This window comes from Vibrio sp. dhg (assembly GCF_003443775.1).
In the GTDB taxonomy this organism is placed as follows: Bacteria; Pseudomonadota; Gammaproteobacteria; order Enterobacterales; family Vibrionaceae; genus Vibrio; species Vibrio natriegens.
On record NZ_CP028943.1, the window covers coordinates 585,421 to 600,625 of the forward strand.

The window sequence follows — 15,205 nt, forward strand, 5'->3', positions numbered from 1 at the left end:
TTTAAAAGGTGAGTACCCACTTCGCATTTTCCCAACGCTGCTGCTCTTCCTGTAAGTCTGCATGAAGCAACTTGTTGTTTTCCAGCCACTCTTCATCCGTACAGGTTAACGTCCAGACATCATCTTTGATCGACAGAGTGATGTCGGGCAGTGGCTCGTCGTTGCGTTGGCCATTTAGCACGATAGAAATCCGCAGGATTTTAATCAAGCTAAGCACATCACTCTGTTTGTAAAGGTTAAACTCAGGCAATTCATTGAGCTTTAAAGCTTTGCGCTGAAAGCGAGCCAGCGTTGCTAACACCAACTGCTGCTCTCGGTTAAAGCCCTGCAGCGTCGAGTGCAAGAGAATATAAAAGGAGTGGCGATGAAAACTGCGTAGGTTAATACTCAGGCCGACTTCGTGTAGCAATGCTGCCCACTCTAACAAGTCAAACAGATCACTTTTCTTCTTAATACCCAGCTCGGAATGAACGTGCTCTAACATGTCTCTGGCATGGCCTTTAACACGTGCCGCATGTTCAAGGTCGACTCGATGTTTCTGAGCTAAGTTTTCAGTGGTGCGCATGCGAATGTCTGAACGGGCAAAGCGTTCTTCCATCTCATACAACAATCCTTCTCTTAGTGCCCCATCGGAAAAGAACATCTGTTCGATTTTTAATGCCTGAAAAATGGCGGTAAGAATCGCGACACCAGCTGCAAAAACGGGCTTACGCTCGTCAGTTAATCCGGTGAGTTCAATGTCGTCAATCGAGGAAAAGGCGCATAAAGCCTCAATAAGCTTGTTGAGGCGTTTTAACGTAATTAGGCCGTCTTCATAGCCCATACCAATCAATACTTCTTGAATGGCTTTTATCGTCCCCGATGAACCAAGCGCAATGTCCCAGCCTTTTTTGCGATACTTACTCGCGATAGATTCGAGCTTTTGTTCAGCAGCCAGCATGGCTTTGCTAAAGTTTTTCCCCGATAACTTACCGTTTTTGAAGAACTGTTCAGTAAAGCTGACACAGCCCATTTGTTTACTGTTGAGCAGCTCAGGTTCAAAGCCCTGACCGATGATCATCTCGGTACTGCCGCCACCGATATCAACAACGAGTTTAGAATTTGACTCGACCTGAGTATGTGCCACGCCTAAATAAATCAGGCGTGCTTCTTCCTCTCCCGGGATGATTTCAATCGGGAATGGCATCACCTCTTTGGCGCGGTTGATAAACAAGTGTGCGTTTTTGGCTCTTCTAAGCGTATGCGTCGCGGCAATACGCACGTTAGACTCGTCAAAGCCTTGCAGACGTTCGGCAAACATAGCCAGGCACTCAAGAGCGCGCTCCATCGATGCATGGCTTAAGTTCAGCTCACTGTCCAGGCCCGAAGCCATACGAACTCGTTGTTTGTGGCGGCTGACTAATTGCAGGTCAGTACCGACAACTTTTGCCACCACCATGTGGAAACTATTCGAGCCGAGATCAATCGCGGCAATATAACGTTCATCTTGTTCAAGTATCTGAGACATCTGGCCTTTGTCTTCTGGTTTGCTTTTCTATATTTTTAAGATAGTCATAGATGGCAACTTGTGAGCGAACTTTTTTGCGGTTACCGCGAGGTACGTAGCTATTGCTCATCTCTTTATCTATCAAGCGTGCCTTTACGGTATCAGTAAAGTGAATGTTAATTATATCAATAATTCTTTGTTTCAAGCGAGGATCGCGGATTGGGGTCGTGACCTCGATGCGGTGATCGATGTTACGAGTCATCCAGTCTGCCGACGAGATGTAAACCTGAGGATCACCATCGTTGTGGGCGATGATCACCCTTGGGTGTTCCAAAAAGCGGTCCACGATACTGATGATGCGGATATTATCACTCACTCCTTCGAGCCCCGGTACCAGAGAACACATGCCACGAATGATCATATTTATTTTTACGCCAGCATTACTTGCCGCATAAAGTCGGGTGACGATGCCCTTGTCGACTAGGTTGTTAATTTTGATCGTCAGGCTGGATTTTTTCCCTGCTTTTGCATTGGCGATTTCACCATCGATGAGACGATAAATTTGTGAACGCGAGTTTCGTGGAGACACCATCAGATGATTGAATTTTACCGGACGATACGGGTTCTCTATATAACCAAATACATTACGAACTTCTGTGGTGAGTTCTTGGTCAGCGGTAAGTAGCGCGAAGTCGGTATAAATTCGCGCCGTTTTTTCGTGGAAGTTACCCGTACCGATGTGTGCATAGCGAACGATGTCGTCATCTTCACGACGGCTGATGAGCAATAACTTAGAGTGTATCTTCAGGCCCGGAGCGCCAAAGATAACGTGCACGCCGGCTTCTGTGAGCACTTTAGACCATTCAATGTTGGCCTCTTCATCAAACCTTGCTTGCAGCTCAACAACCACGGTAACGTTCTTTCCGTTATGTACGGCGTCGATCAATGAGTTCATTAATCGTGAATCTTTAGCGACACGATACACATTGATTTTGATGCCAATGACTTTCGGATCGAACGATGCTTGGCGAACCAGTTCCGTGATGTGGTCGAAAGTATGATACGGGTAGTAAAGCAGAATATCTTTGGCTTTAATCGCCTCGAAACTGTTGGGATAACCTTCGAAATCAGCACACTTCATTGGCGGCATGGGTTTGTTTTCTAAGTAGTCACGTCCAACGTTAGGGAAGGATATAAAGTCTTTGAAGTTCTGGTAACGGCTGCCAGGAATAAGGTTATCGTAGCTCGAAATTCTCATCTTACTGCACAAAAAGTCGAGCATATTCTGGGGCATTTCCCGCTCATAGACAAAACGCACTGGCATTGCAGTAAGGCGCTGATTCACACCTTCTGACATCTGTTCCAGCAAGCTGTATTCGATCTCATTACGTAAGTCATACTCCGCATCCCGTGTCATCTTCATGGCATAGCCACTCAACTCGTCATAGTCGAAGAAGCCCTTAAACAGTTCGTCTAAGCAGTAGCGAATAATGTTATCGAGTAAAATGATGGTCTTACGGCGTTTGCCTTTTTGCTCAGGAACCATCACGAAGCGAGGCAAGTGATCGGTTGGAATTTCGATCAGTGCGTACTGTGAATGTTGTTCTTTGCGCAACTCTACGGCGATATAAGCGTATTCGTCCTTGAGGAATTGCAGGACGTCGATTTCGTCTTTCATCAGAAGCGGCGTAATATGTGGCATAACTTCGTTACGGAAGTATTTGGTTATCCACTTTTGTTGCACTTCATCAAGTTGCTGTTCGTTCACCAAGAAAATGCGACGTCGAGCCATTTCTCGTATTAAGTCACTGTAAAGTTCGTCGAATTTTTCGTTAAGCTTGAAGGCTTTCGCTTGCATCCTTGACAGCAGTCGTTTGGAACTGTCATTTCCTCCACGCTCCTGATTGATTAAGATCCTGCGTTTTACGTCCGCAAAACGGACTTTATAGAATTCATCAAGGTTGTTGGAAAAGATCCCCAGAAATCGAATTCGCTCGATCAATGGAACCGTTTTGTCTGCGGCTTCTTGCAATACTCGTTCATTAAAAGACAACCAACTAAGCTCTTTTTCTACATATAGTTTTTCAGTGCTCATTATCTTACCTAGCCAAAAGGTGAAATTTGCATATTCATCAAGGAAAATATAGTTGAATGAGAACATTATGAGATTTTTGTTACAGTTTTATTTCAACATGCTTGTTGGGTTCCAGAGTTGTTTTCTTTTCAGTTGGTTAATGTGATCTGTAATATAATTGTCATCTAAAAGACATATTCTGGTACTGAGTAAAAAAAGGTAGAGAGATAAATGGCACAAGCCGAGTTTTCATTGCAGGAAAAAGATAAGAAGCGACTGATTAAAGATCGTTTGGTCAGGCTTGCAGTGACGACAGGTGGAGTGGGCGTACTGGCTGCGCTGATTTTGATTTTTGTTTATCTCGCTATGGTTATTATTCCTCTGTTTTCGGATGCGAAAATAGAGACAAATCAAGCGTCCAGAAGCGTTCAGGTAGGTAAGCCGTTAGCGATTTCTGTTGATGATTATGCCCAACTGGCTTTTGTTCTTTCCGATGATGGTGTGGCTCAATTCCTCTCTATGGATGAGACTGCATCGTATCCAGTGTATTCGAAGAAACTCGTCACTCATCCTAATTCTTTTTCTCAATCAGCGCCGGGCCGAGGTTGGTACGGTCTGGTCGATGAAGAAGGGCAAGCACATATATTCAAACCTGAGTTTAATGCGACTTTAAAAGAGAATGCGCGTCCACCAGAGATCGTCGCGTTCCACACCAGTATGAATCTGGCTTTAACCGACGCCTCCGATCCAGTGGTTCAGTTTGCTTTCAGTGCTTCCGAACAAGCACCAACGATTGTCTGGCAAACACAAAGTGGCCAGGTTCACGCGCGTTGGCAGTTCTCATCTTCTTTGTTGGGTGACGAGCCAACTACGATTGATTTTACCTTTTCTGCCGGCTTCAACTCTCCCGATCAAATCTTGCTAACCCCAGGAGGGGAGACGCTGTATCTGCGAGATGGTTCAGAGCTGATCATTTTGAAGAAAGAAAAGTTCACGTTTGTAGTACGTGAGGTCATTGACCTGACACAAGGCGATAGCAAGCATTCGGTACGAAATATCGATTTGTTATCTGGCGCCTATTCTCTGCTCGTCACTCACAATGATGGCACGGTTTCTCAGTGGTTCGATACGCTTCAGGGAGACAATCGAACGCTGACTTACATTCGTAGTTTTAAGCTGGCTTCAGAACTCAAGTATTTGTTACCAGACTCTCACCGCAAAGGGTTCTATAGCTTTTACACCAATGGCACCGTGCAAAGTCATTACACCACCAGTGAAAAATTGGTGTTATTTAAGCGCGCCTACCAGCAAGCGCCCGCTTTAGCCGCGATGTCGAGTAATGAACGTTACTTAATTACTTGGCAAGATGATGAGCTTGATATTGCCGTTGTAGACAACCCATATCCGGAAGTGTCGCTCTCTTCTCTATGGCAAGAGGTGTGGTATGAAGGGTATCCCGAACCGGAATTTGTCTGGCAATCGACGTCGGCAAGTGATGACTTTGAAGCGAAGTTCAGTTTAGTACCCATCGCGTTTGGTACAATTAAAGCAGCGATGTTTGCCATGTTGTTCTCAGTGCCGCTGGCGGTATTAGGGGCAATTTATACCGCTTACTTTATGTCACCGCGCATGCGAAGAGTGGTTAAGCCGTCGATAGAACTAATGGAAGCGCTTCCGACCGTGATCATCGGTTTCCTTGCCGGACTCTGGTTTGCTCCAATTGTCGAAGACCATTTGATTACGGTTGTGGTGATGCTCTTTATATTGCCGCTGAGTACTATGATCATGGGTGGGCTTTGGGCTTTACTCCCGCAGTCGCTAAGAAACAGGCTGCCAAATGGTTGGCATGCTTTAGTACTGATGCCAGTATTGTTAGTGCTGATTGTATTGGGAGTATGGCTATCTCCAACTATCGAGCAGAGTTTCTTCGGTGGTGATATGCGCTTGTTCTTGACGGAGCATGGTATTGGTTTTGATCAGCGTAATGCATTGGTCGTCGGGCTTGCGATGGGGTTTGCGGTTATACCAACGATTTTCACTATTGCTGAGGATGCGATTTTCTCGGTGCCAAAGCACTTGTCGGATGGCTCTTTAGCCTTGGGAGCAACACCATGGCAGACCCTGATTTATGTGGTTCTGCTGACAGCGAGTCCTGGTATTTTCTCTGCCATTATGATGGGGTTAGGGCGTGCTGTAGGTGAAACCATGATCGTGCTAATGGCGACGGGCAACACACCACTAATGGATTGGAACATCTTAGAGGGAATGCGCAGCTTGTCGGCAACGATTGCGGTTGAGTTGCCAGAATCAGAAGTAGGCAGTACGCATTTCCGCCTGCTGTTCCTTGCAGCATTAATATTGTTTTTATTTACTTTTGCGGTGAATGCGCTTGCCGAGTTTGTCCGCCAAAGATTGAGAGATAAGTACCGTGCGTTGTAATAGTAGTTTGAACAAAGAGCGAGTAATCGCGTGTTAAATTGGATTCGTTCAGGCGCACCTTGGATATGGCTAACGGGTGGAGCGGTGAGTATCAGTTTGCTCTCCGTTTTAGGTTTGCTCCTGCTTATAGGCTGGAAAGGGTTAACCTTTTTCTGGCCTGCCCCCTTGTATCAATGGAATGTGGCGGCGCTGACACCTGTGCAGGGTGAAGTGCTGCAGGAAAACAGTAAACTCATTGGTCAGGTTTACGAGCGAAGCTTTGTTCCCAAAAGTTACCTACCAGAAGAGGCCGCGCAGAAACTCGATGAAGATGAGGATTTTGCCACTCGTCTGAGTATTAAAATTGCCAACCGAGAGCTTTATCCAGCGGACTTCATTTCAGTGTTACAAATGCAGTTGGATGAACCGACCACACCTGAAGAGTTAGCGGTTATCGAACGCAGCAGCGGGGGATATTTCTTTGGCAAAATGCTTGCCTTCCAGGATGGAGACAAGCGATATGACAAAGATATTCGGACGATACTTGACGAAAAGATAGATGACGCGGAAACATTGCGTCATGAGATTGATTCGCTGGTGGTCAATCAACTTCAGGATCTCGGCTGGCAGTTGGAACAATTACGCCTGAACAAGCGTAAGCATGAACTGAACAACTCTATTACCGATGCGTTTTTAGCGGATAACCAGAAGCAAAAGGAACAAATAGAGCAAGAGCTGGCTAGTCTGGACTTGCAGCTTGATGGTCTTCGTTTACAGCTATCTGGCTATGCTCTGATTGTCGAAGACATGACTGGTGAACAGGTCTCGATTCCACTCGAAGATATTCTGGACTACTGGTATCCAAACCAAATGTCGCTGCCAGGAAAAGTTGCGCACTGGGGCAAGCAGGTTTGGAAGTTTTTATCGGACGATCCGCGCGAGTCTAATTCGGAAGGCGGTGTTTTCCCTGCAATTTTTGGCACGGTTTTCTTAGTGCTCATTATGTCGATCATCGTTATGCCGTTGGGCGTGATTGCGGCGATCTACCTGCATGAATACGCCAAGAAAAATGCGTTGACACGAGTCATTCGGATTGCGGTTATTAACCTGGCTGGTGTTCCGTCGATTGTTTATGGCGTCTTTGGTTTAGGATTTTTCGTTTACACCATCGGTGGTTCGATCGATAACCTGTTCTATAGTGAGAAGTTACCAGCACCGACCTTTGGTACGCCAGGCTTGTTGTGGTCTGCGTTAACCTTAGCCGTATTAACGCTTCCAGTCGTGATTGTGACGACAGAAGAAGGATTAACTCGGATTCCAAGCTCTGTTCGTCATGGTTCATTAGCGCTAGGGGCAACCCAATTTGAAACGCTTTGGCGTGTGATTTTACCGATGGCGACGCCGGCGATTATTACCGGACTCATACTGGCAATCGCTCGTGCAGCGGGTGAGGTAGCACCATTGATGCTGGTGGGGGTCGTGAAGTTAGCGTCGAGCTTACCCGTTGATGGACAGTTTCCGTATGTACACTTAGACCGAAAGTTCATGCACTTGGGCTTCCATATTTATGATGTCGGCTTCCAGACCTCCAATATTGAAGCAGCGCGTCCGCTGGTGTACGCCACCTCTTTCCTGCTCATTACTGTGATTGTCGGACTAAACTTAACAGCAATCAGTATTCGTAATGACTTGCGTGAAAAATACAGAACGTTAGGACAAGATTAAGTATGTTTAATTTTGATAATACATTGGGTTATGAGCCACCGTTAGACGTGCATAACCTGACGGATGAACAGACAGCCATCTCAATAGAGAACCTTAATCTTTTCTACGGACAAACGCAGGCGTTACATGATATCTCAATGCGCATTCCTAAAGGCAGAGTAACGGCGTTTATCGGACCATCAGGCTGTGGTAAATCGACTCTGTTGCGTTGTATTAACCGCATGAACGATTTAGTTGAAGGTTGTAAGGTCACTGGAGAAGTGCGTCTGCATGGCAAGAATGTCTATCATCCTAATGTTGATGTAGCAACGCTCAGACGCCGCGTTGGTATGGTCTTCCAGCGACCAAATCCATTTCCTAAATCGATCTACGAAAATGTGGTCTATGGACTTCGCTTACAAGGAGTGAAGAATAGCCGCTCTTTGGATGACGCGGTTGAACGTTCTTTGCGTTCAGCGGCTTTGTGGGATGAAGTGAAAGACCGTTTGCATGAGAACGCATTTGGTTTGTCAGGCGGTCAGCAGCAACGTTTGGTCATCGCTCGTGCAATCGCGATTGAGCCAGAAGTCCTTTTATTGGATGAACCGACATCAGCACTTGATCCAATCTCCACTTTGACTATTGAGGAGCTTATCAATGAGCTAAAAACTCAATATACTGTGGTTATTGTTACCCACAACATGCAGCAAGCGGCGCGAGTTAGCGACCATACAGCATTCATTCACATGGGTAAGCTAATAGAGTATTCCGATGCCGACTCAATCTTCACGTCACCGGTCAAGACTCAGACTGAAGATTATATTACCGGTCGTTACGGCTAAGGCCTGCGACGAGATTAAACAGAAGGACAATTATGCACTTTGGACGTCATATTTCAGGACAATTTAACGTAGAGCTAGAATCGATTCGTACTCATGTTTTAACTATGGGTGGTTTGGTTGAGCAGCAGCTGTCGTATGCTGTTCAAGCCTTAAATAAAGAAGATATCGAGCTTGCGCGAAAGGTTGTGCGTGATGACCACAAAGTGAATGCGATGGAAGTGTCTATCGATGATGCGTGTACTCGTATTATCGCCAAACGTCAGCCGACAGCGAAAGACTTGCGCTTAATCATGGCCATCATCAAAACGATCACCGATTTAGAGCGCATTGGGGATGTAGCAACGCGCATTGCTTATGTCGCGATAGAAAGCCCTTCATCTAAAGAACGCCAGTTCCAGGTGTCGTTAGAGCCACTTTGCCGTCAGGCGATTCAAATGCTGCATCAGGTACTTGATGCGTTTGCACGTATGGATGTGGAAGCGGCAGCCGAAGTACACAAGCAGGATGATAAACTCGATGCGGAATATGAAGCGGTAATCCGTCAGTTAATGACTTATATGATGGAAGATCCAAAAAACATCCCACATATTCTGCAGGTGATGTGGTCAGCACGAGCTATCGAGCGAGTGGGAGACCGCTGTCAGAACATCTGTGAATACATCATCTACTTCGTAAAAGGTAAAGATGTGAGACACCTTGGTGATCAGAGCATTGATGATGTTTTGAAGTAAATGAAATCGAATCAACAAAAAGACCAGCATAGCGCTGGTCTTTTTTATCTTAACTGAAAGACTAATACTTATCTGGCACAAAGGTTTGATCGTCGATTGGCGCTCTGACGTAACCTTCTTTGTTGAGCTCTGGAAGCTCAACAGGTGGATATTCAAGTGATTTGTAATCGATCTGACTCAAAAGATGGCTGATGCAATTTAGCCGAGCTTTCTTTTTAGAATCCGACGGCACAACCCACCAAGGACAGTTTTTGGTGTCGGTATAGGCAAACATCTTATCTTTCGCTTCTGAGTATTCGGCCCAGCGGTGGCGGGATTCTAAATCCATCGGGCTGAACTTCCAGCGTTTTATCGGCGTGTTAATACGCCCAAGGAATCGCTTCTCCTGCTCTTCATCTGATACGGAGAACCAATATTTGATCAAGATGATGCCTGAGCGCTGCAGCATACGCTCAAACTCAGGACAGGAACGCAGGAATTCTTCGTATTCATCCGCAGAGCAAAAGCCCATTACTTTTTCAACGCCAGCGCGGTTATACCAACTGCGGTCAAATAAGACGATCTCCCCGGCGCAAGGCAAATGCGTGACATAACGTTGAAAATACCACTGTGTTTTTTCTTTCTCTGTTGGAGCAGGCAGAGCGACGACGCGACATACACGCGGGTTGAGCTTCTCGGTAATTCGCTTGATGACTCCACCTTTTCCCGCTGCATCTCGACCTTCGAACAGGACAACGACTTTTAATCCTTTGTGTTTCACCCATTCCTGAAGCTTAACCAGTTCGATTTGCAGCTTTTTGAGCTCTTTTTCGTATTCCTTGTTTTTCAGCTTAGACATAATTCATTCCTCAATCCTTGATTATCAATATGTTAGCATTCAATTGCGGGTGGTGGAGTATCTAGGCTTTTATTTGAGAGCTGAGACCACGCTGGCAATGGCGCCTACACTGGTAACAGGAATCGTAAAGTCATCAACATCGGATGCGCCCATTTTGCTCTGATCGGCGATAAAGTTCATCTCACTTGGGCGTGTACTCTTGCCTGAAAGGTGCACTTCTTGTACGAGAGTCCTCTCTACTAAAGCGCGTACGTTATCAGCATTAATGCCAGCGCCCGCCATGATATGAATACGTCCATTCGCTTGTCGTACTAATGATTTAATCACTTCGCTGCCTGCAGGCGCTGATGGTGCCAGCCCAGATGTCAATATACGCTCACAACCTAAGCTTATGACATCCTCCAGAGCTTGCTCTGCGTTACGGCACTGATCAAAAGCTCGGTGGAATGTAACGCCTAGTCCCAGTGCCCGCGCAAATTCACACAAAGCTGTCGCATACTGAATATGAATATCACCGTCTTGAGTCAGTACGCCGAGAACCACCCCGTTTAAGCCTGCCTGGTATGCCGCTTCGATATCCCAACGCATCATTTCGATTTCTTGTTGGTTATAGAGAAAGTCTCCCTGACGCGGGCGAATCATGGCGTAGACGGGAACCGTGGAAAGCTTTGCTGCTTGCTGCATAAAACCGCAACTCGGGGTTAGTCCGCCTAAAGCAAGTGAGGAGCAGAGTTCAATACGCGTAGCACCGCCAGAAATGGCATGGTGAAGAGATTCAATGTTGTCGATACAGACTTCTAATTGAGTAATCATGTGGTTTTCTCAAATGCATGTTCTCGATAAATAGTAACAAGGACAAGAGCGAGAATCTGTACGGTCGCTTCGGGAAATAGAGGTAAAGTTAGCGCTAGGGTATTACCTCGTTTGTGTTTATAAAGTGAAAAAAGAAAGCCCAGAGCAGATGCCCTGGGCTTTTATAAGACTTTACTTAGACTGATTGGCGTTTGCGGTTTTCCGCTATAGCTTTTGCTTTATATATATCCAACCATTTCACCCGTTGAGCTTGGGTGAGGTCTAGTTGATTACGCTAGGTCACCAGCGTACTCAGATAGGAACGCTGCAACACCTTTTGGAGATGCGTCCATACCTGCTTTACCTTCTTCCCACTGTGCAGGACATACTTCGCCGTGCTTCTGGTGGAAGTTAAGAGCGTCAACCATACGTAGCATTTCGTCGATGTTACGGCCTAGTGGTAGGTCGTTAACTACTTGGTGACGTACAGTACCTTCTTCGTCGATTAGGAAAGAACCACGGAAAGCAACGCCTGCTTCTGGGTGCTCAACGTCGTAAGCTTTACAGATTTCGTGCTTAACGTCAGCAACTAGTGGGTACTTAACTTGACCGATACCGCCATCTGCGATTGCAGTGTTACGCCATGCGTTGTGAGAGAACTGAGAATCGATAGAAACGCCGATTACTTCAACGCCTTTAGCTTGGAAATCAGCTAGACGGTTGTCGAATGCGATTAGCTCAGATGGGCAAACGAAAGTGAAATCTAGTGGGTAGAAGAACACAACGGCTTTCTTACCTTTAGTGAATTCTGCAAAGTTGAAGTTATCAACGATTTCACCGTTACCTAGAACAGCTGCAGCAGTAAAATCAGGGGCTTGACGACCTACTAGTACCATTTTTTTGCTCCTAAAAAGTATGGTTTGTTCCAAGACGAATAGAGTTATGCCGTCCTGGTCCGTATTAAATCGAGACAAACTATAGTACAGATTGTAGTATTGAAAAAAGCGAATTAAATAGATTGAGTTAATCGAAAAAAGCGATAATCACAAAACTCTTAACTTGATCACTTCCGTAGTGGTAGGTAGTAATAAAATTATGAATAAGTGGCCTAGTTTAAAGCAGCTGTATTATCTGGTGACATTACATGAAACACGTCATTTTAGCGATGCGGCTGTTCGTTGTTTTGTCAGCCAGTCTACCCTGAGTAAAGGCATTCAGAATCTAGAAGATTTGATTGGCTGTCCTTTATATGAAAAGAAAGATAAAAAAAGCCCGTTGGTTTTCACTCAAACCGGTGAAATGGTCGTGAAGCGCGGTCGTGAACTGTTGGCGAAAGGACAGGACTTAGTTGAGCTAGGACGGATGTGCCAGGGCGATGATATGCAGGGGCAGCTAAAAGTCGGTTGCATCCCAACCATTGCTCCCTTTTTGCTGAGTGATCTGGTTCAGGAAGTTAATTATCGTTTCCCACAACTCAACCTGTTACTGAGAGAAGATACGACAAGCAACTTGTTACAGGCCCTCAGGCATGGAGAGTTGGATGTGCTGATATTGGCGTTACCAGTAGAAATTGAGGGAATGGAAAGCCGAGTGGTCGGTAAAGACCCATTCAGAATGGTGATCAGTGCAAGCCAAGCGTCGTCAGTACCGGTACCTATTCGTTATGCGGATCTGCCAGATGAGTCGGTATTTCTTCTAGAGAAAGAACACTGTCTCACGGAACATGCGGTCTCTGCGTGTAAATTAACGGACAAAGAAAAAATCAATCCATTCACGGCGACAAGTCTACATACCTTGGTACAAATGGTGGCTAACGGTCTGGGGACGACTTTTATTCCTCAGATGGCCATTGAGCACGGACTGCTACATAACCAAAATTTAGTGGTTATCGACCCTCCAGGTACACAAGCCTATCGAGAAATTGGTTTGGTCTGGCGTCCAAGTTCGTCACGTACGAACACCTTTAATCAGCTTGCAGATGTCGTTTCTGAACTGCTTTAGCTATTAGTATTAGCCTAATCTGTCCTGATATCCTTCCAAAAGCACACTGTAAATGGTGTGCTTTTTAGCATTTTATTCTGTTCGTAAACTTTGACTTGTAAAATTTTACAGCTTTTCTTTGATGAAGATTTCATAAAATAGTGAAATTTTACAATGTTAATTTTACACATCTACTTATGCATAGTGTTTAATCTTTGTTTGAATTCTTAGCGCCCACCCTTGTGAATACAAGGATCTCCTCCCTACCAAACTATTCATACACCTGTTTGAAGTGACATTTGTATCAAAAAAATCATGTAATTTAATTACGTAATAACTTACAAAATACCATCAAAAATCAACCGTTTGATCCGCGCCGAATAAAACTTCGAATTTCAACTTTTGTTTATCTTGGGGGTTCCTCTAAACCCTTTGTTGATATAGCTTAATTAACGGCCAGTAAGACTTATGTCTAGATTGCAAACGCACTATTTTTTACGCAATCTCTAGACACGGCCTCAAGAGATGAACACAAATATTCAGGATGTAGTTTGTTGTTCGTAACTTACAAATGTAGCTTTTCGCTGACTGCCCAAGATTGATAAAGCACGTTAAGGATGAATGATTATGCTTGCTCAGACAGAACAAAAAACACAACCAACGAAGCAGACCCAAGGCATGCTTGAGGTTACTGGTGCACTTGCTCCGGAACATCAGGCAATTTTCCCTTCAGAGGCCCAAACCTTCTTATCACTGCTTTGTGAAAAATATGCCGGACGTGTAGAACAACTGCTGCAAGCTCGAGAAGAAAAACAAGCACGCATCGATGCGGGTGAACTGCCAGACTTTTTGCCAGAAACACAAGACATTCGCGAAGGAAGCTGGAAGATCTTAGGGATTCCGCAAGATCTGCAAGATCGCCGAGTAGAAATCACAGGTCCAACGGATCGTAAAATGGTGATTAACGCTCTGAATGCGAACGTAAAAGTATTTATGGCAGACTTCGAAGACTCGATGTCTCCAGCTTGGACCAAGGTATTGGATGGTCAGGTGAACCTGCGTGATGCCGTAAATGGCACCATCAGTTACACCAATCCTGGCAACGGTAAGCATTATCAGCTGGCAGACGACCCTGCGGTGTTGATCTGCCGTGTACGCGGCCTTCATTTAAAAGAAAAACACGTTACGTGGCACGGTCAGATCATTCCAGGCGCACTGTTTGACTTCGCGTTGTACTTCTACAACAACTACAAAGCGCTACTGCAAAAAGGCAGCGGCCCTTACTTCTACATTCCTAAGCTGCAATCTCACCACGAAGCGAAGTGGTGGAGTGAAGTGTTCCATTTCACCGAAGAATACTTTGGTCTAGAAACCGGAACGATCAAAGCGACGGTGCTTATCGAGACACTGCCTGCTGTGTTTGAAATGGATGAGATTCTGTTCTCGCTTAAAGAGCATATCGTAGGTCTGAACTGTGGCCGCTGGGATTACATTTTCAGCTACATCAAAACATTAAAGAACCACCCAGACCGCGTACTCCCAGACCGTCAGGTTGTGACGATGGATAAGCCGTTCCTAAATGCTTACTCACGACTACTGGTACGTACTTGTCATAAACGCGGTGCGTTTGCGATGGGCGGTATGGCAGCTTTCATTCCTGCAAAAGACCAGGAAGAGAACCAGAAGGTTCTGGATAAGATTCATAACGATAAGTCATTAGAAGCGAACAATGGCCACGACGGAACTTGGGTTGCTCACCCAGGCCTGGCAGATACTGCAATGGAAGTATTCAGCAATATCCTTGGCGAGCGTTCAAATCAGCTGGAAGTCAGCCGCTCTGAAGACGCGCCTATTACCGCTGCTGAATTGCTTGAGCCTTGTGAAGGCGAGCGTACAGAACAGGGCATGCGTCATAACATCCGTGTTGCGCTTCAGTACATCGAAGCTTGGATTTCAGGCAATGGTTGTGTGCCAATCTACGGCTTGATGGAAGATGCCGCTACCGCAGAGATTTCTCGCGCTTCGATCTGGCAGTGGATTCAACATGGTAAGTCGCTGGATAACGGCCAGCAAGTTACAAAAGAGCTGTTCGAATCCTACTTGAAAGAAGAAGTAGAAGTTGTGAAACAAGAAATCGGAGAAGAGCGTTATCAAGCCGGTCGCTTTGAGGAAGCTGCGCAATTGATGGCGAAGCTGACAACCAGTGATGAGCTAACGAACTTCTTAACCATTCCAGGTTATGACTACTTGGACTAAGAATACGAATACCAGAAAACAATACAAAACCAATAACGTGAAGAAATTTGACGGCAGATAAGGATGTACTGCCTGAGAACGAGA

The 15,205-nt window shown here is 45.5% G+C and carries 11 protein-coding genes; 6 read left to right on the forward strand and 5 right to left on the reverse strand.

Annotated elements, in window-relative coordinates:
• Nucleotide 1: 1 nt before the first annotated feature.
• Both ppx and ppk1 read right to left on the reverse strand, forming a co-directional pair.
• Nucleotides 2-1,507 (reverse strand): exopolyphosphatase, encoded by a 1,506-nt coding sequence (ppx, locus tag DBX26_RS02730; protein WP_118117774.1) that lies wholly within the window; start codon nucleotides 1,505-1,507, stop codon nucleotides 2-4.
• Nucleotides 1,491-3,581: a polyphosphate kinase 1 gene (gene ppk1, locus DBX26_RS02735; protein WP_118117776.1), complete on the reverse strand. Its 2,091-nt coding sequence runs from the start codon at nucleotides 3,579-3,581 to the stop codon at nucleotides 1,491-1,493. The genes ppx and ppk1 overlap by 17 nt, the downstream gene beginning before the upstream one ends.
• A 210-nt stretch (nucleotides 3,582-3,791) precedes the next feature.
• Between ppk1 and DBX26_RS02740 the strand changes: the two genes are divergently transcribed.
• The 4 genes from DBX26_RS02740 to phoU are packed head-to-tail and all read left to right on the forward strand — an operon-like array spanning nucleotide 3,792 to nucleotide 9,255.
• Nucleotides 3,792-5,999 (forward strand): ABC transporter permease subunit, encoded by a 2,208-nt coding sequence (locus tag DBX26_RS02740; RefSeq protein WP_118117778.1) that lies wholly within the window; start codon nucleotides 3,792-3,794, stop codon nucleotides 5,997-5,999.
• Nucleotides 6,000-6,029: 30 nt separating this feature from the next.
• Nucleotides 6,030-7,703 carry a phosphate ABC transporter permease PstA gene (gene pstA, locus DBX26_RS02745; protein WP_118117779.1) on the forward strand — a complete coding sequence of 558 codons (1,674 nt, stop codon included), beginning with the start codon at nucleotides 6,030-6,032 and terminating at the stop codon, nucleotides 7,701-7,703.
• 2 nt (nucleotides 7,704-7,705) lie between these two features.
• A complete protein-coding gene (gene pstB, locus DBX26_RS02750) occupies nucleotides 7,706-8,524 on the forward strand; it encodes a phosphate ABC transporter ATP-binding protein PstB (protein WP_020333633.1) in 819 nt (272 codons plus the stop codon).
• Nucleotides 8,525-8,556: 32 nt separating this feature from the next.
• A complete protein-coding gene (gene phoU, locus DBX26_RS02755; protein WP_118117781.1) occupies nucleotides 8,557-9,255 on the forward strand; it encodes a phosphate signaling complex protein PhoU in 699 nt (232 codons plus the stop codon).
• 61 nt (nucleotides 9,256-9,316) lie between these two features.
• Here phoU and ppk2 read toward each other — a convergent pair whose 3' ends face one another.
• From ppk2 to DBX26_RS02770, 3 genes are all read right to left on the reverse strand, one after another.
• Nucleotides 9,317-10,093: a polyphosphate kinase 2 gene (gene ppk2, locus DBX26_RS02760; RefSeq protein WP_014230914.1), complete on the reverse strand. Its 777-nt coding sequence runs from the start codon at nucleotides 10,091-10,093 to the stop codon at nucleotides 9,317-9,319.
• 69 nt (nucleotides 10,094-10,162) lie between these two features.
• Nucleotides 10,163-10,906, reverse strand: a complete 744-nt coding sequence (locus tag DBX26_RS02765) for a copper homeostasis protein CutC (RefSeq protein ID WP_118117783.1) — start codon at nucleotides 10,904-10,906, stop codon at nucleotides 10,163-10,165.
• Nucleotides 10,907-11,175: 269 nt separating this feature from the next.
• Entirely contained in the window at nucleotides 11,176-11,781 is a 606-nt protein-coding gene (locus DBX26_RS02770; protein ID WP_014230916.1) for a peroxiredoxin C, read from the reverse strand.
• A gap of 199 nt (nucleotides 11,782-11,980) precedes the next feature.
• Here DBX26_RS02770 and DBX26_RS02775 point away from each other — a divergent pair, with 199 nt between their 5' ends.
• Both DBX26_RS02775 and aceB read left to right on the forward strand, forming a co-directional pair.
• Complete coding sequence (locus tag DBX26_RS02775) at nucleotides 11,981-12,886, forward strand: hydrogen peroxide-inducible genes activator (RefSeq protein ID WP_014230917.1); 906 nt, start codon at nucleotides 11,981-11,983, stop codon at nucleotides 12,884-12,886.
• A 606-nt stretch (nucleotides 12,887-13,492) separates the two neighbouring features.
• Nucleotides 13,493-15,121, forward strand: a complete 1,629-nt coding sequence (gene aceB, locus DBX26_RS02780; protein ID WP_162889659.1) for a malate synthase A — start codon at nucleotides 13,493-13,495, stop codon at nucleotides 15,119-15,121.
• Nucleotides 15,122-15,205: the final 84 nt, after the last annotated feature.

What these genes read in the sequence shown, in the direction of transcription:
- ppk1 (WP_118117776.1), bottom strand. Translation starts at nt 3,581, where the DNA reads ATGAGCACTGAAAAACTATATGTAGAAAAAGAGCTTAGTTGGTTGTCT.
- pstB (WP_020333633.1), top strand. Translation starts at nt 7,706, where the DNA reads ATGTTTAATTTTGATAATACATTGGGTTATGAGCCACCGTTAGACGTG.
- ppx (WP_118117774.1), bottom strand. Translation starts at nt 1,507, where the DNA reads ATGTCTCAGATACTTGAACAAGATGAACGTTATATTGCCGCGATTGAT.
- DBX26_RS02770 (WP_014230916.1), bottom strand. Translation starts at nt 11,781, where the DNA reads ATGGTACTAGTAGGTCGTCAAGCCCCTGATTTTACTGCTGCAGCTGTT.
- aceB (WP_162889659.1), top strand. Translation starts at nt 13,493, where the DNA reads ATGCTTGCTCAGACAGAACAAAAAACACAACCAACGAAGCAGACCCAA.
- phoU (WP_118117781.1), top strand. Translation starts at nt 8,557, where the DNA reads ATGCACTTTGGACGTCATATTTCAGGACAATTTAACGTAGAGCTAGAA.
- DBX26_RS02740 (WP_118117778.1), top strand. Translation starts at nt 3,792, where the DNA reads ATGGCACAAGCCGAGTTTTCATTGCAGGAAAAAGATAAGAAGCGACTG.
- ppk2 (WP_014230914.1), bottom strand. Translation starts at nt 10,093, where the DNA reads ATGTCTAAGCTGAAAAACAAGGAATACGAAAAAGAGCTCAAAAAGCTG.
- DBX26_RS02765 (WP_118117783.1), bottom strand. Translation starts at nt 10,906, where the DNA reads ATGATTACTCAATTAGAAGTCTGTATCGACAACATTGAATCTCTTCAC.
- DBX26_RS02775 (WP_014230917.1), top strand. Translation starts at nt 11,981, where the DNA reads ATGAATAAGTGGCCTAGTTTAAAGCAGCTGTATTATCTGGTGACATTA.